This window comes from Duganella sp. AC237 (genome assembly GCF_979254035.1).
In genome coordinates this window covers 4708085-4727068 of sequence record NZ_CEEDEW010000003.1, presented here as the reverse complement: position 1 = coordinate 4727068, position 18984 = coordinate 4708085, and the positions used below count along the sequence as shown (strand labels likewise).

Sequence of the window (18984 nt, the reverse complement as noted above, 5' to 3'; positions counted from 1 at the left end):
TTCAGTAGCGCAACGAGCGGCGCATCACCAGCGGCGGGGTTTCCATCGGATTGGCATGCGAATACTCGAGCTCTTCCGCCAGTTCGAATTCGTAGGCGGCGTAAAAGTCGATCAGCTTGGGCTGATCGGCGCGCACCGCCAAGCGAACCTCTTCGACGCCGCAGGCCAGGCCGTGGTGGATCACGGCTTCGAGCAGGTGCTGCGACAAGTTGCTGCCCCGGTAGCGCGGCAGCACGCCCATGCGGCAGATTTCCCAGACGTCCGGGTCGGCGTCGAGCGGCAGCCAGCGCACCGAGCCCACGGGCTCGTCGTCGACCAATAAAACAAAACCGCCGCCGTCGCGCAGATGGTCTGCAACGACGACGGCGGTTTCGCGGTGTCCGCTGGAGGTGACGCTGACCTTGCCTGCCCACGCGGCGCGCGTGAGCTCGGCAATCAGTTTGGCATCTTCTTCCGTCGCTTCACGCACTACGATGTTCATGCCTGGACTGTCCTTAACGGATGCGCATGCCCGGCTCGGCGCCCGGCCACGGATTCAAAATATAGATGCCCGGATTGGCCTTCTCGTCGGCCGCCGAGGCCGCCAGCACCATGCCTTCGGACACGCCGAACTTCATCTTGCGCGGCGCCAGGTTGGCGACGAGCACGGTCAGCTTGCCGACCAGCTCTTCCGGCTTGTACATCGACTTGATGCCGGAGAAAACGTTGCGGTGGCGGCCTTCGCCGACGTCCAGGGTCAGGCGCAGCAGCTTGTCGGAGCCGTCGACGTGTTCGCAGTTGACGATTTTGGCGATGCGCAAATCGATCTTGACGAAGTCGTCGATCTTGATCTCCGGGGACAGTTCCTCGATGCCGGTGGCGGGCGCAGCGGCCGTGGCGCCGGCGGCGGCAGGCGCGGCGGCGGTAACGGCGGCGGTGGCAGCGGCAGGGGCGGCGGCGTCCGGTTTGGGGGCGTCGAACAGCTCCTCGATCATCTTGGCGTCGACGCGGGTCATCAGGTGGCTGTAGGCGCCGATGGTGCGGCCCAGCATGGCTTGCGAGACGGCGCCGCTGGCGACATCGGTATCGGCCCACACCAGCTTTTCGTCGTTGAGGAACTTGGCGACGTTGGCGGCCACACCCGGCAGCACCGGCGACAGCAGGATCGTCAGCTGGCGGAACAGGATCAGCGCGGCGGTGCAGACGTCGTGCAGCTCTGCAATCTTGGCTTCATCCTTGGCCAGGATCCACGGCTTGTTCTCGTCGACATACTGGTTGGTGATGTCGGCGATTTCCATGATTTCCCGCAGCGCCTTGCCGAACTCGCGCGCCTCGAAATTGGCGGCGATGCTGGCCTGGCGTTCGACGCCCTCGGCCGTCACCAGCGCGCGCTTGATCCAGCCCTGCGCGCCCTCGGACAGCGAGCCGGCCAGCTTGCCGTCGAATTTCTTGGCGATGAAGCCGGCGCAGCGGCTGGCAATGTTGACGTACTTGCCGATCAGGTCGCTATTGACGCGGGCGACGAAGTCTTCGCCGGTGAAGTCCAGGTCTTCCACCTTCGAGTTGAGCTTGAAGGCGATGTAGTAGCGCAGCCATTCCGGATTCATGCCCAGGTTCAAATAGCGCAGCGGCGAAATGCCGGTGCCGCGCGATTTGGACATTTTTTCGTTGTTGACCGTCAGGTGGCCGTGCACGTTGACCTTGAGCTTGTCGATCACCGGATGGCCGGCGAACTTCAGCATCGCCGGCCAGAACAGCAGGTGGAAGGAGACGATGTCCTTGCCGATGAAGTGGATCTGCTCGGTGGCCGGGTCGTTCAACAGTGCGTTGAAGTCGATGCCCTGCTTCTCGCAATAGTTTTTCAGGCTGGCCAGGTAGCCGACCGGCGCGTCCAGCCAGACGTAGAAGAACTTGCCCGGCGCGTCCGGAATCGGGATGCCGAAGTAGGGCGCGTCGCGCGAGATGTCCCAGTCGGCCAGTTTCTCGCCGGACTCGCCCAGCCATTCGCTGACCTTGTTGACCATTTCCGGCTGCAAACGGCCGGGCGTGTTCAGCCAGTGCTTGAGGAATTCATAGCAGCGCGGATCGGACAGTTTGAAGAAATACTGTTCCGAATCCTTGAGGACCGGCGTGGCGTTGGTGAACACCGAGAACGGATTGATCAGTTCGGTCGGCTGGTAGGCCGCGCCGCATACTTCGCAGTTGTCGCCGTACTGGTCCTTGGCGTGGCAGACCGGGCACTCGCCCTTGATGTTGCGGTCGGCCAGGAACATGCCTTTGACCGGGTCGTAGAAGCGCGGCACGATCTTGGTCTGGATCAGGCCGGCGTCGCGCAGCTTGCGGTAGATGCCTTGCGACAACTCGACGTTTTCCGGCGAGTCGGTCGAGTACCAGTTGTCGAAGGCGATGTGGAAGCCGTCGAGGTACTGGGCGCGGCCGGCGGCGATCTTGGCGACGAATTCCTGCGGCGTGATGCCTTCCTTTTCGGCGGCGATCATGATCGGCGTGCCGTGGGTGTCGTCGGCGCCGACAAAGTGCACCGTGCGCGGCAGATCGCCATCGCGCTGCATTCGCTGGAACCGGACCCAGATGTCGGCCTGGATGTACTCCATCATGTGGCCAATATGGAAAGCGGCGTTTGCGTAGGGCAGGGCAGTGGTGACGAACAGCTTGCGGGTCATGGTTGATGCACTTTGTGGGTGGAAAAGGAGCATTTTAACAGTGGAAGCGGCAAGCGGTCACTCCGGCAATGGGGCGCGGCCGGTAATTATGGCGCGATGCGCTAAAATGGGCGCACATTTCACGGAGAGTCACATGAGCATTACTGTAGAAGACGTCAAGGCGGCGCTGTCCAAAATCATTGATCCAAATACAACGAAAGATTACGTCAGCGGCAAGGCCGTCAAGAATTTGAAGGTCGACAACGGCGATATCTCCCTCGATATCGAGCTCGGCTATCCGGCCAGGAGCCAGGTCGACAGCATCCGCGCCAGCGTCATCGCCGGCCTGAAGGCGGTGCCAGGCGCGGGCAACATCAGCGTCGGCGTGTCGACCAAGGTCATCCCGCACACGGTGCAGCGCGGCTTGAAGCTCATGCCGAATGTGAAAAACATCATTGCCGTCGCCTCCGGCAAGGGCGGCGTGGGCAAATCGACCACCGCCGTCAACCTGGCGCTGGCGCTGGCCGCCGAGGGCGCCTCGGTCGGCCTGCTCGACGCCGACATCTACGGCCCGTCGCAGCCGATGATGCTGGGCGTGTCGGGCCGTCCGGAAACCAAGGACGGCAAATCGATGGAGCCGCTGGAAAACCATGGCGTGCAAGTGTCGTCGATCGGCTTCCTGATCGATCCGGACGAGCCGATGGTGTGGCGCGGCCCGATGGTCACGCAGGCGCTGCAGCAGTTGCTGGAGCAGACCAACTGGCGCGACCTGGATTATTTGATCGTCGACATGCCGCCCGGCACCGGCGACATCCAGCTGACCTTGTCGCAAAAGGTGCCGGTCACCGGCGCCGTGATCGTCACCACGCCGCAGGACATCGCCTTGCTCGACGCCCGCAAGGGCCTGAAGATGTTCGAGAAGGTGGGCATTCCGATCCTCGGCATCGTCGAGAACATGAGCACGCACATTTGCTCGAACTGCGGCCACGCGGAGGAAATCTTCGGCGCCGGCGGCGGTGCCAAGATGTGCAAGGACTTCAATGTCGAGTTCCTCGGCGCGCTGCCGCTGACGATGGCGATCCGCGAGCAGGCCGATTCCGGCAAGCCGACGGTGGTGGCCGATCCCGACGGCCAGGTCGCCGCCATCTATAAAGACATCGCCCGCAAGATCGCGGTGCAAGTGTCCGAGAAGGCCAAGGACATGACCAGCAAGTTCCCGAGCATCGTCATCAAGAACGATTAAGGCGGCGACGAGGTAAAATAGCTGCTTTTACATCTCAGCTTTCTTACCTCGATGACCACACCAGCCACGCCAGTCCGTACCCGCTTTGCTCCCAGCCCGACCGGCTTCCTCCACCTCGGCGGCGCCCGCACGGCGCTGTATTCGTGGGCTTTCGCCCGCCACTTCGGCGGCACCTTCGTGCTGCGCATCGAGGATACCGACCTGGAACGCTCCACGCCGGAAGCCGTGCAAGCCATCATCGAAGGCATGGAATGGCTGGGCCTGAACCACGACGAAGGCCCGTTCTACCAGATGCAGCGCATGGACCGCTACCGCGAGGTGGTCGGCCAGATGCTGAGCGCCGGCACCGCTTACCACTGCTACTCGTCGCCGGAAGAAGTCGAAGCGATGCGCGAGCGCATGCGCGCGGCCGGCGAAAAGCCGCGCTACGACGGCACCTGGCGTCCCGAGCCGGGCAAGACCTTGCCGGCCATTCCGGAAGGCCGCAAGCCGGTGGTGCGCTTCAAGAATCCGCTCGACGGCGAAGTGACCTGGGACGATTTCGTCAAAGGCACCATCACCATCGGCAACAAGGAATTGGACGATCTGGTCATCGCCCGTCCGGACGGTACGCCGACCTATAACTTCTGCGTCGCCGTCGACGACTGGGACATGCAGATCAGCCACGTGCTGCGCGGCGACGACCACGTCAACAACACGCCACGCCAGATCAACATCCTGCGCGCGATCGGCGCGCCGCTGCCGCTGTACGGCCACCTGCCGATGATACTCGGCTCCGACGGCCAGAAGATGTCCAAGCGTAAGGACGCCGTCAACGTCATGGAATACCCGGCGCAAGGTTATCTGCCGGAAGCGATCCTGAATTACCTGGCGCGCCTGGGCTGGAGCCACGGCGATGAAGAAGTGTTTTCGATGGAGCAGGTGATTGCGTGGTTCGACGGTTCGCACCTGTCGAACTCGGCCGCGCAGTTCAACATCGAAAAGCTGAACTGGCTGAACAACCACTATATCAAGCAGGCCGACAACGCACGCCTGGCCGAGCTGGCCAAGCCGCGCATGCTGGCCGCTGGCGCCGAGTTCGATGGCGCGCCCGATCTGCCCGCCGTGCTGGCGCTGATGAAGGAGCGCACCAACACTGTCAACGAACTGGCCGACGCGGCGATGCTGTTCTACCGCGCGCCGCAGCCGGACGACGCGCTGCTGACCCAGCATCTGACCGACGCCGTCAAGCCGGCGCTGGCGCAGTTCGCCGACCGCTGCAAGACGGTGGAGTGGAGCAAGGAAGCCTTGGCCGCGATGATCAAGGAAGTCCTGGCCGCGAACACCTTGAAGATGCCGCAGATCGCCATGCCGCTGCGTTTGATCGTCACCGGTCAATTGCAGACACCGGCCATCGATGCGGTGTTGCAGATCTTCGGCCGCGAGGCGATTGTTGCGCGTCTGGCGAAATTTCTCTGAGTTTGCATTAAAACCGGAGCAAAGTTGCAAAAGGGTATTTGCATAGTGCGGCTTCTTTGCTATACTCTTGTTTCTGCGCCAACGGGGGTATAGCTCAGCTGGGAGAGCGCTTGCATGGCATGCAAGAGGTCAGCGGTTCGATCCCGCTTACCTCCACCAAGAAACTTTGGTGATTGTTGAAAATGCGCAGAAACGTAGTGGCAGTTTGGTTGTTCGCGGTCCCCATCGTCTAGAGGCCTAGGACATCACCCTTTCACGGTGAGTACGGGGGTTCGAATCCCCCTGGGGACGCCAAGTTGTAAAGTAGCAGAGTTGTAGTTGACGTTGTTTGTACTGATTTGTTTGATGTTTGGCTTCATGCTGGATAGATACAAGTAGTGAAAACAAAAGTCGCGCAAGCGGCTTTTATTATTTCTGCGCCCGGGGGTATAGCTCAGCTGGGAGAGCGCTTGCATGGCATGCAAGAGGTCAGCGGTTCGATCCCGCTTACCTCCACCACTGCGCGGAGATGATAGTGACGACGTAGTAACCGTAGCGCCAAGGTCCCCATCGTCTAGAGGCCTAGGACATCACCCTTTCACGGTGAGTACGGGGGTTCGAATCCCCCTGGGGACGCCAGCTTTGCCAGGCTGACGAGTAGTAGAAGAGGTAGTTGCAGCACCGTAGTACGACAGAAGACTTTCTGCGCCCGGGGGTATAGCTCAGCTGGGAGAGCGCTTGCATGGCATGCAAGAGGTCAGCGGTTCGATCCCGCTTACCTCCACCATTAGCGCAGAGAGCACCGACATGTCCCCATCGTCTAGAGGCCTAGGACATCACCCTTTCACGGTGAGTACGGGGGTTCGAATCCCCCTGGGGACGCCAGTATTTGATTCGATGACGAAGCCGCCTTGCGCGGCTTTTTTGTATTTGTGCCGTCGCTTTTGCCCGCGCTTGCCTTGGTGGGCGTGCGTTGCCGGGCTGCCAATCTTGCGGGAATCTCGTGCAAAAACAAGGGTTTGCTATTGCGCTCGATGAATTTGACTGCTATGATTCGCGCCTTGGAAAAGTCCCCATCGTCTAGAGGCCTAGGACATCACCCTTTCACGGTGAGTACGGGGGTTCGAATCCCCCTGGGGACGCCAGGATTTTTCCAGTTTTACCAGTAATTTAGGTCGGCAACACGGACAGATTTCTGTCCCCATCGTCTAGAGGCCTAGGACATCACCCTTTCACGGTGAGTACGGGGGTTCGAATCCCCCTGGGGACGCCAAACAAGCAGTATGCAAAAAGCCGCCTCGCGCGGCTTTTTGCATTGTCCGGCGCGTTTTCAGTGCGTCACCATTGGAAGGTCGGATACTGCGGCGGCATCGTCGGCGAGATCTGGTACCACGGCCCGGTGCGCGGCAGATTCCACGGCCCCCGCGCCAGTTCCAGCCCGAACGGTTCCACGCCGCCCGCCATGAACGGCGACAGCAGGCCTTGCTGGGCCATCATGCCCTGCGGCGCCATCATGCCGGCGATCACCGGCTGCTGCATGGCATGCGCCTGCGGCGTCACCGCCGGCTGCTGCACCGCTTGCCCGGCCTGCGTTTGCAGGCCGACCGCCACCAACACATCCGGCATGCCGAAACCGGTGCGGCTCTGGTCGCCTAGGCTGACCCGGCGCGCGCTGGCGCGGAGGATCTGGAACAGCCGCTCGACCCGCTCGGCGCCGCGCTCCTTATATTGCGGGGTCTGGAAGTCCGGGTGGTGCGCCAGGACCAGCGCCGCCAGGCCGGTGATATGCGGCGTCGCCATCGAGGTGCCGTCCCAGGCCGCAAAGTTATTCGGCGGCACGCAGGAGGTGATCGCCACACCCGGTCCGCATACGCCCACCTGCGGTCCGAAACAGCTGAACTTGGCGGTGAAATAGCCGTAGGCGTCCACATTGGCATCGAGCGTCTGCGCGTGGTAGCTATCGACCGGGAACTCGTCGAGCTTGCCGATGGCGGCCACCGCCAGCACGTTCGGCGACGAGGCCGGGTATTGCACCGGACCGCCGGAGTTGCCGGCCGCGACGATGCAGGCGATGCCGGACCGCTTGGCGCGCAGGATTTGCTGCTCCAGCGCCTCGGACACCTCGGCCCCGCCCAAGCTCAGGTTGACGACATCGATCTGCTTGTCGATGCAGTACTCGAGCGCGTCGATCAACTGGCTGACCTGGCCGCCCGGGAACAGCTTGCACGCGTGCACCTCGGCATCGGGCGCGAAGCCGCGGATGCCGGAAGCGATGTCGGCCGCCGCGATGACGCCGGCGCAATGGCTGCCGTGGCCCATCGTGTCCTGGTCCCAGCCTTCGGGATTGGTCTTCTTGTTCATCACGTCGAAGCCGGCCTTGATGCCGCGCAGATTGTCGTGCGAGGTGGCCGCGCCCGAATCGACGACGGCGATCTTGACGCCCTGGCCGCGGTAGGCGCCCGGCAACTGGTCGAGCCGCATCGCCTTCTGCCCCCAGCCGAGCGCGCGCTGGCGTGGAAAGCCCGCCAGCGCCGGCCAGTCCGACAGCGCGCGCAGCGCCACCACGTTGGCCTCGTCGGTGCTGATGTCCGGATCGCGCTGGTAGAAGCTCCAGTAATCGGCCTTGGGTTTGACGTAAAGGCCGGTGATCGACTCCGGCGTCTCGCCGAACAGCGACAACGTGACCTGGCCGTTGGCGTCGGTCTTGCCGCTGGCCGGCATCATGCCGCCGAACAGCGACACCTCGGCATCGGCCTGCGGCGCGCCGTCCTTGCCGATCACGCTGATGACGGCATTCACGACCGGGCCGCCGCCGCCGGGCATGACGCCGGTCACCATCTGCGGCTGGCGAAACGCCGGCTCCATCAAGGTCAGGTGCTGGTCATGCTCGACCAGCAGCCGGCCCTGGCCCTGCTGGTGCAGCAGGGCCGCCTTCTGTTCCGTCATGCGTGCCACCAGCACGCCCTGGCTGCCGCCCATGCCGTCGGCCAGCGTGCCCAGCACCGATTTGGGACCGACCGTGTCGACCACTTCGACGTCGGCGCTGTTGCGCAGCGCCTGTTCCAGCGCGGAGAACTGCAGCGGCTGGAAGCCCAGCGTCTGCAAGCCCTCCGGCACCTGGCGCGGGGCGACGACGTATTGTTTTTTGCGCGAGCCGATGGCGCGGCCGACGTTGTCGGCCAGGCTGTCGGCCGCCCGCGCGGCATTGCCGTCGCCGGCGCCGGCGGTGGTGGTAGTGTTGGTGGTGGTGGTGGTGGTGGTGGGGGTGGTGGGGGTGGCGCCGCTTCCTTCGGTATTGGATGCGGCCGCCGGCTCGCCGCCGCTTGATGTGGACTCCGGCGGCATCGGTGCGCCGCCGTTGGGATTCTTGGGCATGTGGATTCCTTTCAAATCGGCCCGGCCGCGCCGCTGTCGAACATCGACAGCGGGCGGTCCGGTTCTATCGTGAATTGGTGGGTGGGGGCGCTGGCGTCGCGGAACTGCCGCTGGAGCCGCTGCGCGGTGTCTTCGCTGATTTCCAACACGGCGGTGTGCGGCTGTCCGCGCGGGCCGATCAGATCGATCACGGTGATCTCGGGATCGGTTTCGGCCATTGCGAGAAAGTCCGTCAGCGGCGTGCCGCCGCCAGCGTGGATCAAATACCTGGCCTTGCCTGGCGCGGTGTGCGCGTGGCTCATGGGTTTCTCCTCAAAGCAGCGCCCTCCGCGGCCGGGGCCGTCGGAGGGCAAGAACGGCGTGCGGCGCCGTCGCCTTAGCGTGTCAGTGCGGCGTCAGTGCAGCGTTTGCTGACCGCCATACATTGCGCCGTTGCCGCCTTGCTGCTGGGCCAACTGTGCCAGTTGGGCTTGCTGCGCGGCTTGCTGGGCGTAAGCGGCCATGACCGGATCGGCGCCGAACGGCAGCATGCCGCCCAGTTGCCCGGCGATACCGCCGATGGTATTGCCCATTCCCGCGTTGCCGAAAGCGCCGCCGATGGCGCCACCCAATGGCTGGGCGACGTGCTTGATCAGGTTGCCGAACCATCCCCCTTGCGGCATCATTCCCTGTGGATCCTGCATCTGCTGCATCTGCTGCATCTGCTGCATCTGGGCCTCCTGCATGGCGTAGGCTTGCGCCATCGGATCTGCGCCGAACCGCAACATGCGCGAACCGCCTATGCCGCTGTTGCCGGGAGGGAGGTCGGTGAAGGTATTGGGGAAGCGGTTGCGCCACAGATTGGCCAGCCAGCCGGTGCCGCCAGAGCCGGGAGTCGGCCCGATGAGACTTTGAGGCTGCATCTGCGCCTCTTGCAGCGCCTGCTGCATATAGGCCATCGACATCGGATCGGCGCCGAACGGCAGCATGCCCCCCAACTGGCCGGCGATGCCGCCGATCGCGTTGCCCATGCCGGCGTGACCGAAGGCGCCGCCGATCGCGCCGCCCAACGGCCGCGCCACGTGCTTCACCATATTGCCGAACCAGCCTTGCGCCGACAGGTCGCCGGGTTGCATCATTTGTTGCGGCATCATCTGTTGCTGCTGTAATTGTTGTTGTAGCTGGAGTTGTTGCAGCTGTTGTTGCTGCGCTTGTTGTGCGTAAGCGGCGCTGACGGGATCGGCGCCCAGCGGCAGGAAGGAGCCGCCGATGCCGCCGGCCAGCTGGCCGATCTGGTTGCCCAGCTTGGCGTTGCCGAACAGGCCGCCGATGCCGCGCCCGATCAGGCCACCCAGCGGGGCGCCGAACATGCCACCGAGGAAGCCCATCGGCGCCAAGCCACCCATCTGGCCCATCTGGCCCATCTGGCCCATCTGACCCATCTGACCCATCGGCCCCATCTGGCCCATCGGCCCCATTTGTTGCGGCGCTAGTTGTTGTCCATAGTATTGTTGGAACTCATTCATGACATCTCCTTGTTATTGATTCGTTTGTGGATTGCGTTGGTTCCAGCACCAGCGCGCCGCCACCAGGCGCGACCTTTTATTGTTCTCCGTCGTTCTGCAAGCGCGCGTTGAGGAGGCCCTGGGCTGGAAGGAATTGGACCTGCGGCGCGAGGCGAAGTTTTGGTATTCTTGGTTCCCTTCGTACGTTAATCAGGTATCATCCAGCCTCATTTTTAAACCGTCCCCCATCATGACTTTGCGCAGCCTCGATCTCTTTTGCCGTGTCGTCGACAACTACGGCGACATCGGCATTTGCTGGCGCCTGGCCCGCCAGTTGCGGCGCGAGCACGCGCTCGACGTGCGGCTCTGGGTGGACGATCTGGTCAGCTTCCGGCGCCTGTGTCCGCAGGTGGCGATCGACGCCGACAGCCAACTGATCGACGGCGTCACCGTGCGCCACTGGCGCGACCAGGACGGTATCTACGACGCCGCCGACGTGGCCGACATCGTCATCGAGTTCTTCGCCTGCGACATCCCGCCCGGCTACATCTCCGCGATGGCCGAGTGCACGCCGCGTCCGATCTGGTTCAACCTGGAAGGCTTGACGGCGGAGGAGTGGGTCGAAGGCTGCCATCGGCTGACGTCGCCGCATCCGCGCCTGCCGCTGACCAAGCATTTCTTTTTCCCCGGCTTTACCGACAAAACCGGCGGCCTGCTGCGCGAGGCCGCGCTGGAACCCGAGCGGCTGGCGTTCCAGTCGGACCCGGCGGCGATGGCGGCCTTCCTGGGCGGGCTGGGCGTGACCCCGCGCGACCAGGCCGCGATCAAAGTGTCGCTGTTCTGCTATCCGCACGCGCCGGTCGCGGCCTTGTTCGACGCCTTGCGGCAGGGCGGCGAGGCCATGGTTTGCCTGGTGCCCGAAGGCGTCGCCGCCGAGGCGGTGCAAGCGTTCCTCGGCGGCCCGGCCACGGCGGGCGCGGCCGCCACGCACGGCGCGTTGACGGTGCGGGTGCTGCCGTTCGTGCCGCAGCCCGACTACGACAAACTGCTGTGGGCTTGCGACCTGAACTTCGTGCGCGGCGAGGACTCCTTCGTGCGCGCCCAGTGGGCCGGCAAGCCGTTCGTCTGGCACATCTATCCGCAGGATGAGAATTTGCACCACAAGAAGTTGCGCGCCTTCCTGCAACGCTACGCCACCGCCTTGCCAGCGCTGGAACAATTTGCATTGGAGTGGAACGGCGCGCCGACGGCAGGCGGGCAGGGCGATGGGACGGCCCTGTGGCGCGCCTTCCACGCGGAGATGCCGCAAATGGCCGCGCGCGCGGAAGAATGGCGGCAACAGATGTTGGCCAACGGCGATCTGGCCGCCAACCTGATGCGTTTCGCCGGCAGCTTGAGATAGGCGTCGCGGGAAAAGCCGGGTATAATGCCGGGTTAATCTCGCACATTTTTACTGGATCAACCGTGAGCTGACGGCTTTTGGCCCGGCGACAGATGATTTTTACGCAACCTACTTTTTACGTACACTCCCTATGAAACCTGCAAAAGAAATTCGTGTTGGCAATATCATCATGGTCGAAGGCAAACCATTCATCGTGCTGCGCTCCGATGTGAACGGTTCGAGCCGCACGGGCTTCACGTACAAATGGAAGATGAAGAATCTTCTGACCAACAGCCCGCTGGAAAACGTCTTCCGCGGCGACGACAAGTTCGACGTGGTCGTGCTGGACAAAAAGCCGGTGACCTACTCGTACTTCGCCGATCCGCTGTACGTCTTCATGGACGCGGACTACGAACAGTATGAAATCGAAGAAGAGAACCTGGGCGACGCGCTGAACTACCTGAAAGACGGTATGGAATGCGAAGCCGTGTTCTACGACGGCAAGGCGATCTCGGTTGAATTGCCGACCACCATTGCGCGCCAGATCGTGTACTCGGAGCCTGCCGTCAAGGGCAACACTTCGGGCAACGTCCTGAAAGAAGCCAAGATCGAAAACGCCATCGAATCGAAGCAGCACACCGTTCAAGTGCCACTGTTCGTGAGCCAGGACGACGTCATCGAGATCGACACCCGTACCAACGAATACAAGCGCATCGTTCGCAACTAAGTTCGTCACTAGTTCGTCACCGGTTTCGATCCGGATGCGCCAATAATCGCCGAACATCGGCGATTTTGTGGCAAAAAAGCACGCCCGCAGCAGCCGGCGTGCTTTTTTTACACCTAAAAGTAGGTCAAATGCAATTAATTGCTGAAATAGAAGTAATTTTTGTGGTGGTGGTGACAACGCGCTGATATATTAATGCGACGCAACAAATTTTGCGTATTGGTGATCGCCGGATCATCAGGGTTACCATTCACGAGGACGGTATGGATCGCAGGCAGTTCGTTCGAATCGGCGTCGCGGCGGGCGCCGCCGGCGCAACCCGGGCGCAGGCCGCGCCTGCGGCGGCCGGCAAGCATGCCGGCGGCATTCTCGACGCCGGCGTGCGCGAACAACAGCAGATGATGGAGGCCGGCAAGCTGACCTCGCATGCGCTGACGTCGCAATACCTGGCGCGCATCCGCACCATCGACAAGGCCGGACCGCGCATCAACGCCATCATCGAAATCAACCCGGAAGCGCTCAAGATCGCGCTCGAGATGGACCGCGAGCGCCACCTGAAGCGCGTGCGCGGACCGCTGCACGGCATCCCGGTTCTATTAAAAGACAATATCGCCACCGGCGACCGCATGAGCACCACCGCCGGCTCGCTGGCGCTGTCGAACGTGCGGGCGGCGCGCGACGCCCACGTCGCCGCGCAATTGCGCGCGGCCGGCGCCGTCATCATCGGCAAGACCAATTTGAGCGAGTGGGCCAATATGCGCTCGACGCATTCGGTCAGCGGATGGAGCGCGCGCGGCGGACTGACGTTGAATCCATATTCGCTCGACCGCAACTGCAGCGGTTCGAGCTCCGGCTCCGGCGCGGCCATCGCCGCCGGCCTGGCCACCCTGGCGGTGGGCACCGAGACCGACGGTTCGATCGTTTCGCCGGCATCGATCTGCGGCCTGGTGGGCATCAAGCCGACCCTGGGACTGGTGAGCCGCAGCGGCATCATCCCGATCGCCCATTCGCAGGACACGGCCGGCCCGATGGCGCGCAGCGTGGCCGACGCCGCGCTGATGCTGGCGGCCATCAGCGGCGTCGATCCGAAGGACCCGATCACCAGGGAAGGCGCCGGCAAGGGCGGCGACTACACGGAATCGTTGCGCACGGGCGGGCTGGAAGGCGCGCGCATCGGCGTGGCGCGCAACTTCTTCGGCGAGAACGCCGACGTCGACGCCGTCATCGAAAAAGCACTGGCCGAGCTGCGCGCGCAGGGCGCGGTGCTGATCGAGACCGAGGTGCCAAACGCGAACAGGTACGGCGAGACCGAGACCGAGGTGATGCTGTACGAATTCAAGGCCGACCTGGCCGCTTACCTGAAGGAGTACGCGCCCAACGCGTCGGTGGCCAACATGGCCGACGTCATCGCCTTCAACCAGAAACACCGCCAGCAGGAGCTGCCTTACTTCGGCCAGGAGCAGCTGGAGCGCGCGCAGCAGAAGGGCGGGCTCGACACGCCCGCCTACCGCGAGGCGCTGGCCAACAACCACCGCTACGCGCGCGCCGAGGGCATCGACCGCGTGATGCGCGAACACCGGCTCGACGCGCTGGTGGCGCCGACCGGCGGCCCGGCGTGGCTGACGGACTTCGTCAACGGCGACCATTTCACCGGCAGCTTCTCGTCGCCGGCGGCGGTGGCGGGCTATCCGCACATCACCGTGCCGGCGGGATACGTGCATGGCCTGCCGGTCGGGCTGTCGTTCGTCGGCGCCGCCTACAGCGACGCGGCGCTGATCCGCATGGCCTACTCGTACGAGCAGGCCACCCTGCACCGGCGCGCGCCGCAGTTCCCGCCCAGCGTGTCGCTGGCGGTCAGATAAGTTATCGTAGCGTTATTTGAGGAAGCGCAGGGTCGGTTCGATGTTGCGCTCTTGCAGGTGCCGGACGATTTGTTCGATCGAAGCGTCCTTCAGTAGCAGCCCGTTGTCGTCGCCACGCGGGTTGACGATGGCTGCCGGCATCGGCGCTGGCGCTGGCGTTGAGGCCTCGCCCGCATCCCGCGGCTTCTGCAGCACCGCGAGCGCGTGTTCCAGCTCGGCGCCGGTGATGCCGCGCAGTCCCTCCAGAAACGCCACCTGCGCCGTCAGCGGCGGCGCCATCTCCAGCCCCAGCTCGTCGGCGAACGAGGCGCCCATGCCCGGATTGATGAAGGCCGCCCACAGGCCGCCGGGCTGGTGTATGCATGGCGGCAATTCGACCGCCGCGTTGTCGAGCTCGAGCGGCTGTTCAGGAAAGTAAGCCTGGTGCAGCAAGGCTTTCAGCTGTTGCAGGCGGGCCGCCGGCACCGGCTTTTCCAGCGACAGCCACAAGCCATAGCTGTCGCCGCCCGATACGCTGACCGCCGGCGCAGGCAGCCCGAGTTCGGTTTGCAGGGCGTTGGCGGTGGCGCACAGTTGACTCCAGTGTTCGTCGCCGGGGCGCTTGACGAAGTTGATCACCAGCGCGCGTGCCATGCCCTCGGCGTCCGCCAGGTCGACGGCCATGCCCAGCTCGCCGCGCAGGTGCCGCTCGAGATCGGCGTCGGGGTAGCGCCGGTCATTGGTTAAATACAGACGCCGCAGCTCCGCAATCAGCTTGTGCATCGCTCTTCCTTTCCTGTTTTCATCGTCCCGCATTATCCATCTTTTCAGCGTGCATGTTTTTAAATGATCGCCGGAAAACCTGTGGCGCGGGCGGCCACACTCCGCTTCTTTTTTGCTGGCGTTGTCGCGGTTTCAATCGGAACCGGCGTCGCCCGCTCATACAATTTAACGACGCGGCCGCGCCACGTTTAGCTTGCGCGGCCTCCCCAGACACCCGGCAGGAGGCCCGATGACAAAAATTTCCAGACGAGGATTTTTCAAACTGGCCGGCGGCGCCACCGCCGCGCTGACCCAGGCGCCGGCGCTGGTCGCGCAGGCGGCGCCGGCGCCAACGCCTGCCGCCCACGCCGGCGCGGCGTTGTTTTTCAACCCTGAAGAGATGCGCTGGATCGAAGCGGCCACCGAGCGCCTGATTCCCGAGGACGACAACGGCCCCGGCGCGCGCGCGGCCGGCGTGCCGGTGTACATCGACCGGCAACTGGCCGGCGCGTGGGGCGCCGGCGAGCGCTTGTACCGCAGCGGTCCCTGGCAGCCGGGTGACGCCAGCCAGGGCTATCAATTGCCGTTCACGCCGGCAGAGCTGTTCCGCAACGCGCTGCGCGGCGCGCGCGAAGAGCTGCAGGGCCGCAAGGAGGGCGCCTTCGAAACGCTGCCCGGTCCGCGCCAGGATGCGTATCTCGAATCGCTGCAAAACGGCAAGCAGGATCTGCACGGCGTGCCGGCCCATGTGTTTTTCGAATCGCTGCTGGCGCTCACCATCGAGGGCTACTTCAGCGATCCAGTCTACGGCGGCAACAAGGACATGGCGTCCTGGAAGATGATCGGCTTTCCCGGCGCCTACGCCAGCTTCTACGACCTGGTTGACCAGCACGGCGTGGCCTATACGCGCGCGCCGATCAGCATGGGCGACAACGGTGCCGGTGTCATCCACCTGCATCCCGTGTCCACGCAGCACTCCGGCAAGCGGGGGGCGTGATGGCGACCAAACTGGCGGAGGTGGACGCGGTGCTGGTCGGCGTCGGACTGGTGGGCACCATGCTGGGACGCGAGCTGACGCGCGCCGGCCTCAAAGTGGTGGGGCTGGAACGCGGACGGCCGCAATTCACGGTGCCTGATTTCCAGGGACCGCAAATGCATGACGAGCTGCGCTACTCGGTGCGCAAAGGACTAATGCAGGACAACACCAAGGAGGCGGTGACGTTCCGCAACCGGGCCGACCAGGTGGCGCTGCCGATCCGACGGTGGGAAAGTTTTCTGCCGGGGACGGGGCTGGGTGGCGCGGCGGTGCACTGGAACGGCCAGACTTACCGCTTCCAGGACAGCGATTTTCGCATGCGCAGCCTGACCACCGAGCGCTATGGCGCGCGCTTTGCAGATCCCGGGCTGACGATACAGGACTGGGGCGTGACGGCGGCCGACATGGAGCCGCATTACGACCGCTTCGAGTATCTGCTTGGCGTCAGCGGCTTGGCGGGCAACATCGGCGGCAAGAAAATCGCTGGCGGCAATCCGTTCGAGGATGCGCGCCGGCGCGGCTATCCGACCCCGCCCATGAAGGAGCCGTACGGTTCGGCGCTGTTCCGCAAGGCGGCCGCGCAGCAGGGCTACCATCCGTTTCCGCAACCGTCGTCCAACCTGAGCCAGCCGTATACCAATCCGGAAGGCATGCAGCTGAGCACGTGCATGTTCTGCGGCTACTGCGAGCGCTACGCCTGCGAGCACTACGCCAAATCGTCGCCGCAGACGATCCTGCTGCCGGTGCTGCTCAAGGACCCCAACTTCACCTTGCGCACGCAGGCACAGGTGCTGCGGATCAATCTGAGCAAGGACAAGCGCCAGGCCACCGGCGTCACCTACGTCGACGCGGCCGGACGCGAGTTCGAGCAGCCGGCCAAGCTGATCGTGCTGGGCTCGTTCGCCCTCAACAACGTGCGCATGCTGTTATTGTCGGGGATCGGCACCCCGTACGATCCGCGCAGCGGCCAGGGCACGGTCGGGCGCAACTACGCCTACCAAACCATGAGCTCGGTGCAAGTGTTCTTTGACGAAAAGACCAACATCAATCCCTTCATGCGCTCGGGCGCCTGCGGGACGGTGATCGCCGATTTCGTCGGCGACAATTTCGATCACGGACCGCACAAGTTCATCGGCGGCGCCTATGTCGGCGAAGTGATGACCAACGGCCGTCCGATCGAGTTCCATCCGACGCCGCCGGGCACGCCGTCGTGGGGCGGCAAGTGGAAAAGCGCCGTGGTTCGCCACTACAACCACACGTCGGTGCTCAACGTTCACGGCAGTTCGATGGCGCACCGCGCGAACTACCTCGACCTCGACCCGACCTACAAGGACGCGTGGGGCCTGCCGCTGCTGCGCATGACTTTCGACTTCCCGGCCAACGATTTGCGCATGTCGGCCTACGTCACGGGCAAGGCGGTCGAGATCGGCCGCGCGATGGGCGCGCGCCAGGTCAACGGGGCCGGGCGCAAGGGGCCTTACACGGTCACGCAATACCAGACCACCCACAACACCGGCGGCACGGTGATGGGCGCGGACCGCAACACCAGCGTAGTCAACCGCTATTTGCAGAGCTGGGACGTGTCCAACCTGTTTGTGATCGGCGCCTCCAACTTCCCGCAGAACGCGTCCTACAATCCAACCGACACCGTTGGCGCGCTCGCTTATATGGCGGCCGAGGCCATCGTGCAGCGCTACCTGAAGTCGCCCGGCCCCATGGTGCAGGCATGAACGCCCGGCGTTGGTTGTTTGCCGGCCGTTGCCTGGTGTTCGCGTGCGCGGTGGCCGCGCTGGTCGCCTTCCTGGCGTTGTTGGCGATGCCGGCGCTGGCGCGGCAGGCGCCCGCGCCGGCACCCGCTGCGCAGCCGGCACCGCAGCAATTACAGCAGCCCCGGCAGCCCCGGCAGCCCCAGCAGCAAGCCCGGCAGCCGGCCTCGGCCGAACGCGGACGGCAGCTCGCCGAGCAGGGCGCCGACGGCGTCACCGCGTGCATCAGCTGCCATGGCGCGCAGGGCGAGGGCAACGCTGCCGCCGGTTTTCCGCGTCTGGCGGGCCAGCCGCCGTTTTATCTGGAACGGCAGATGAGCGCCTTCGCGGATGGCCGCCGCGACAACCCAGTGATGTCGCCGATCGCCAAGGCGATGACTGCGCAACAGCGCCTCGACAGCAGCGCGTGGTATGCCAGTGTCGACCCGGGCAAGGCGGCGGGCGCGCAGCCGGGCGCAGTCGCCGCCAAGCCGGACGCCGCGCGGCAAAAACGCGCGCTGGCGCTGGCCAACCAGGGCGACGACAAACTCCAGGTGCAAGCGTGCATCAACTGCCACGGTCCCAACGGCGTGGGCGAGGCGCCGGCCTATCCCTACCTGGCCGGCCAGCATGCCGCCTATTTGACGGCGGCGATGGCCGAATGGAAGAGCGGGGCGCGCAAGACCGATCCCAGCGGACAGATGCCGACCATCGCAGCGCGCCTGGGCGAGCAGGATGTCGCTGCCCTGGCCGCTTTTTATGCAGCGCAGACGGCGCAGGCGCCGGCGTTGCGGACCAATGTCGCCGCCGGTTCCGTCGCGCGGCCGGCCGTGGCGGCGCGGGCCGACGCCTCCGGTCCGCGCGCGGGCGCAGCCGCGCCGCAAGGCGTGGGCACCGAGCAGGGCGCACCGCTGACGGGCGGCAGCCAGGGCCAGGGTGGCGGCGGTGGCGCGCAAGGCAACCAAACGCAGCCGGCCGGGCAACCGGGCGGGCGACCGGCCCGATCCTCCCAGGAACCCGTCCGCAACCCGCCGCCGCCGACGCAGCGTCGCTGAGCATGGTTGGCGACGCGACATGGGCCACATCGCCGACGTCGCCGGCGTCGCCTACGGCTACAAGCTGGGTTCCCGTCTGCCGCTGGGCGTGCTGACGGCGTTGCTGCCGCGCGTGGAGCGGTACTAACAAATTTTCCTGGCTCAATTTAGTTTGGGCAATCGGCGCGTCGCATTGATCTGCCTCAAGCAGTTGACTGATGCGGTTCATGGTTGCGTCGAGCCCGCGCCCCACACTCAAGGCATGTCCGATCACGGTGGCCCG

Annotated in this window: 14 protein-coding genes and 8 tRNA genes; 16 read left to right on the top strand and 6 right to left on the bottom strand. The window is 64.5% G+C overall.

What is annotated here, in order from left to right; translation table 11 throughout:
- Nucleotide 1 precedes the first annotated feature (1 nt).
- Nucleotides 2–481: a GNAT family N-acetyltransferase gene (locus tag AC0IYS_RS21005; RefSeq protein WP_471707006.1), complete on the bottom strand. Its 480-nt coding sequence runs from the start codon at nt 479–481 to the stop codon at nt 2–4.
- 13 nt (nt 482–494) lie between these two features.
- Nucleotides 495–2660 (bottom strand): methionine--tRNA ligase, encoded by a 2166-nt coding sequence (gene metG / locus AC0IYS_RS21000; RefSeq protein ID WP_471707005.1) that lies wholly within the window; start codon nt 2658–2660, stop codon nt 495–497.
- Between the two features lie 133 nt (nt 2661–2793).
- Between metG and apbC the strand changes: the two genes are divergently transcribed.
- The 10 genes from apbC to AC0IYS_RS20950 all read left to right on the top strand — a co-directional run bounded on the left by apbC (nt 2794) and on the right by AC0IYS_RS20950 (nt 6592).
- Entirely contained in the window at nt 2794–3882 is a 1089-nt protein-coding gene (apbC, locus tag AC0IYS_RS20995) for an iron-sulfur cluster carrier protein ApbC (protein WP_471707004.1), read from the top strand.
- A 51-nt stretch (nt 3883–3933) separates the two neighbouring features.
- Nucleotides 3934–5340 (top strand): glutamate--tRNA ligase, encoded by a 1407-nt coding sequence (gltX, locus tag AC0IYS_RS20990; RefSeq protein WP_471707003.1) that lies wholly within the window; start codon nt 3934–3936, stop codon nt 5338–5340.
- 83 nt (nt 5341–5423) lie between these two features.
- Nucleotides 5424–5499: transfer RNA gene (locus tag AC0IYS_RS20985), tRNA-Ala, on the top strand.
- Nucleotides 5500–5558: 59 nt separating this feature from the next.
- A tRNA-Glu gene (locus tag AC0IYS_RS20980) sits at nt 5559–5634 on the top strand.
- A 128-nt stretch (nt 5635–5762) separates the two neighbouring features.
- Nucleotides 5763–5838 (top strand) — tRNA-Ala (locus AC0IYS_RS20975).
- A gap of 44 nt (nt 5839–5882) precedes the next feature.
- Nucleotides 5883–5958, top strand: a tRNA-Glu gene (locus AC0IYS_RS20970).
- Between the two features lie 72 nt (nt 5959–6030).
- Nucleotides 6031–6106: transfer RNA gene (locus AC0IYS_RS20965), tRNA-Ala, on the top strand.
- Nucleotides 6107–6128: 22 nt separating this feature from the next.
- Nucleotides 6129–6204, top strand: a tRNA-Glu gene (locus tag AC0IYS_RS20960).
- A 184-nt stretch (nt 6205–6388) separates the two neighbouring features.
- Nucleotides 6389–6464 (top strand) — tRNA-Glu (locus AC0IYS_RS20955).
- A 52-nt stretch (nt 6465–6516) separates the two neighbouring features.
- Nucleotides 6517–6592, top strand: a tRNA-Glu gene (locus AC0IYS_RS20950).
- Nucleotides 6593–6657: 65 nt separating this feature from the next.
- Here the strand turns inward: AC0IYS_RS20950 and AC0IYS_RS20945 are convergent.
- The 3 genes from AC0IYS_RS20945 to AC0IYS_RS20935 form a co-directional block, all read right to left on the bottom strand.
- Nucleotides 6658–8694 carry a S8 family serine peptidase gene (locus AC0IYS_RS20945; RefSeq protein WP_471707002.1) on the bottom strand — a complete coding sequence of 679 codons (2037 nt, stop codon included), beginning with the start codon at nt 8692–8694 and terminating at the stop codon, nt 6658–6660.
- An 11-nt stretch (nt 8695–8705) separates the two neighbouring features.
- Nucleotides 8706–8996, bottom strand: a complete 291-nt coding sequence (locus AC0IYS_RS20940; RefSeq protein ID WP_471707001.1) for a hypothetical protein — start codon at nt 8994–8996, stop codon at nt 8706–8708.
- Nucleotides 8997–9089: 93 nt separating this feature from the next.
- Complete coding sequence (locus AC0IYS_RS20935) at nt 9090–10199, bottom strand: hypothetical protein (protein WP_471707000.1); 1110 nt, start codon at nt 10197–10199, stop codon at nt 9090–9092.
- A gap of 229 nt (nt 10200–10428) precedes the next feature.
- Here AC0IYS_RS20935 and earP point away from each other — a divergent pair, with 229 nt between their 5' ends.
- From earP to AC0IYS_RS20920, 3 genes are all read left to right on the top strand, one after another.
- Nucleotides 10429–11580, top strand: coding sequence for an elongation factor P maturation arginine rhamnosyltransferase EarP (earP, locus tag AC0IYS_RS20930; RefSeq protein WP_471706999.1), 1152 nt, complete (start codon nt 10429–10431; stop codon nt 11578–11580).
- Between the two features lie 130 nt (nt 11581–11710).
- On the top strand, nt 11711–12286 hold the full coding sequence (locus AC0IYS_RS20925) for an elongation factor P (protein ID WP_471706998.1): 576 nt from the start codon (nt 11711–11713) through the stop codon (nt 12284–12286).
- Between the two features lie 260 nt (nt 12287–12546).
- Complete coding sequence (locus AC0IYS_RS20920; RefSeq protein WP_471706997.1) at nt 12547–14145, top strand: amidase; 1599 nt, start codon at nt 12547–12549, stop codon at nt 14143–14145.
- Nucleotides 14146–14157: 12 nt separating this feature from the next.
- Here the strand turns inward: AC0IYS_RS20920 and AC0IYS_RS20915 are convergent, their stop codons facing one another.
- Entirely contained in the window at nt 14158–14907 is a 750-nt protein-coding gene (locus AC0IYS_RS20915) for a hypothetical protein (protein WP_471706996.1), read from the bottom strand.
- A gap of 229 nt (nt 14908–15136) precedes the next feature.
- Between AC0IYS_RS20915 and AC0IYS_RS20910 the strand changes: the two genes are divergently transcribed.
- Genes AC0IYS_RS20910 through AC0IYS_RS20900 form a run of 3 tightly spaced genes read left to right on the top strand, consistent with a single transcriptional unit; the run spans nt 15137 to nt 18722 of the window.
- Nucleotides 15137–15883 carry a gluconate 2-dehydrogenase subunit 3 family protein gene (locus tag AC0IYS_RS20910; RefSeq protein WP_471706995.1) on the top strand — a complete coding sequence of 249 codons (747 nt, stop codon included), beginning with the start codon at nt 15137–15139 and terminating at the stop codon, nt 15881–15883.
- A complete protein-coding gene (locus AC0IYS_RS20905) occupies nt 15883–17652 on the top strand; it encodes a GMC family oxidoreductase (protein WP_471706994.1) in 1770 nt (589 codons plus the stop codon). The genes AC0IYS_RS20910 and AC0IYS_RS20905 overlap by 1 nt, the downstream gene beginning before the upstream one ends.
- Nucleotides 17649–18722 carry a c-type cytochrome gene (locus AC0IYS_RS20900; protein ID WP_471706993.1) on the top strand — a complete coding sequence of 358 codons (1074 nt, stop codon included), beginning with the start codon at nt 17649–17651 and terminating at the stop codon, nt 18720–18722. Before AC0IYS_RS20905 ends, AC0IYS_RS20900 begins: the two co-directional genes overlap by 4 nt.
- Nucleotides 18723–18984: the final 262 nt, after the last annotated feature.

What these genes read in the sequence shown, in the direction of transcription:
- AC0IYS_RS21005 (WP_471707006.1), bottom strand. Translation starts at nt 481, where the DNA reads ATGAACATCGTAGTGCGTGAAGCGACGGAAGAAGATGCCAAACTGATT.
- metG (WP_471707005.1), bottom strand. Translation starts at nt 2,660, where the DNA reads ATGACCCGCAAGCTGTTCGTCACCACTGCCCTGCCCTACGCAAACGCC.
- apbC (WP_471707004.1), top strand. Translation starts at nt 2,794, where the DNA reads ATGAGCATTACTGTAGAAGACGTCAAGGCGGCGCTGTCCAAAATCATT.
- gltX (WP_471707003.1), top strand. Translation starts at nt 3,934, where the DNA reads ATGACCACACCAGCCACGCCAGTCCGTACCCGCTTTGCTCCCAGCCCG.
- AC0IYS_RS20945 (WP_471707002.1), bottom strand. Translation starts at nt 8,694, where the DNA reads ATGCCCAAGAATCCCAACGGCGGCGCACCGATGCCGCCGGAGTCCACA.
- AC0IYS_RS20940 (WP_471707001.1), bottom strand. Translation starts at nt 8,996, where the DNA reads ATGAGCCACGCGCACACCGCGCCAGGCAAGGCCAGGTATTTGATCCAC.
- AC0IYS_RS20935 (WP_471707000.1), bottom strand. Translation starts at nt 10,199, where the DNA reads ATGAATGAGTTCCAACAATACTATGGACAACAACTAGCGCCGCAACAA.
- earP (WP_471706999.1), top strand. Translation starts at nt 10,429, where the DNA reads ATGACTTTGCGCAGCCTCGATCTCTTTTGCCGTGTCGTCGACAACTAC.
- AC0IYS_RS20925 (WP_471706998.1), top strand. Translation starts at nt 11,711, where the DNA reads ATGAAACCTGCAAAAGAAATTCGTGTTGGCAATATCATCATGGTCGAA.
- AC0IYS_RS20920 (WP_471706997.1), top strand. Translation starts at nt 12,547, where the DNA reads ATGGATCGCAGGCAGTTCGTTCGAATCGGCGTCGCGGCGGGCGCCGCC.
- AC0IYS_RS20915 (WP_471706996.1), bottom strand. Translation starts at nt 14,907, where the DNA reads ATGCACAAGCTGATTGCGGAGCTGCGGCGTCTGTATTTAACCAATGAC.
- AC0IYS_RS20910 (WP_471706995.1), top strand. Translation starts at nt 15,137, where the DNA reads ATGACAAAAATTTCCAGACGAGGATTTTTCAAACTGGCCGGCGGCGCC.
- AC0IYS_RS20905 (WP_471706994.1), top strand. Translation starts at nt 15,883, where the DNA reads ATGGCGACCAAACTGGCGGAGGTGGACGCGGTGCTGGTCGGCGTCGGA.
- AC0IYS_RS20900 (WP_471706993.1), top strand. Translation starts at nt 17,649, where the DNA reads ATGAACGCCCGGCGTTGGTTGTTTGCCGGCCGTTGCCTGGTGTTCGCG.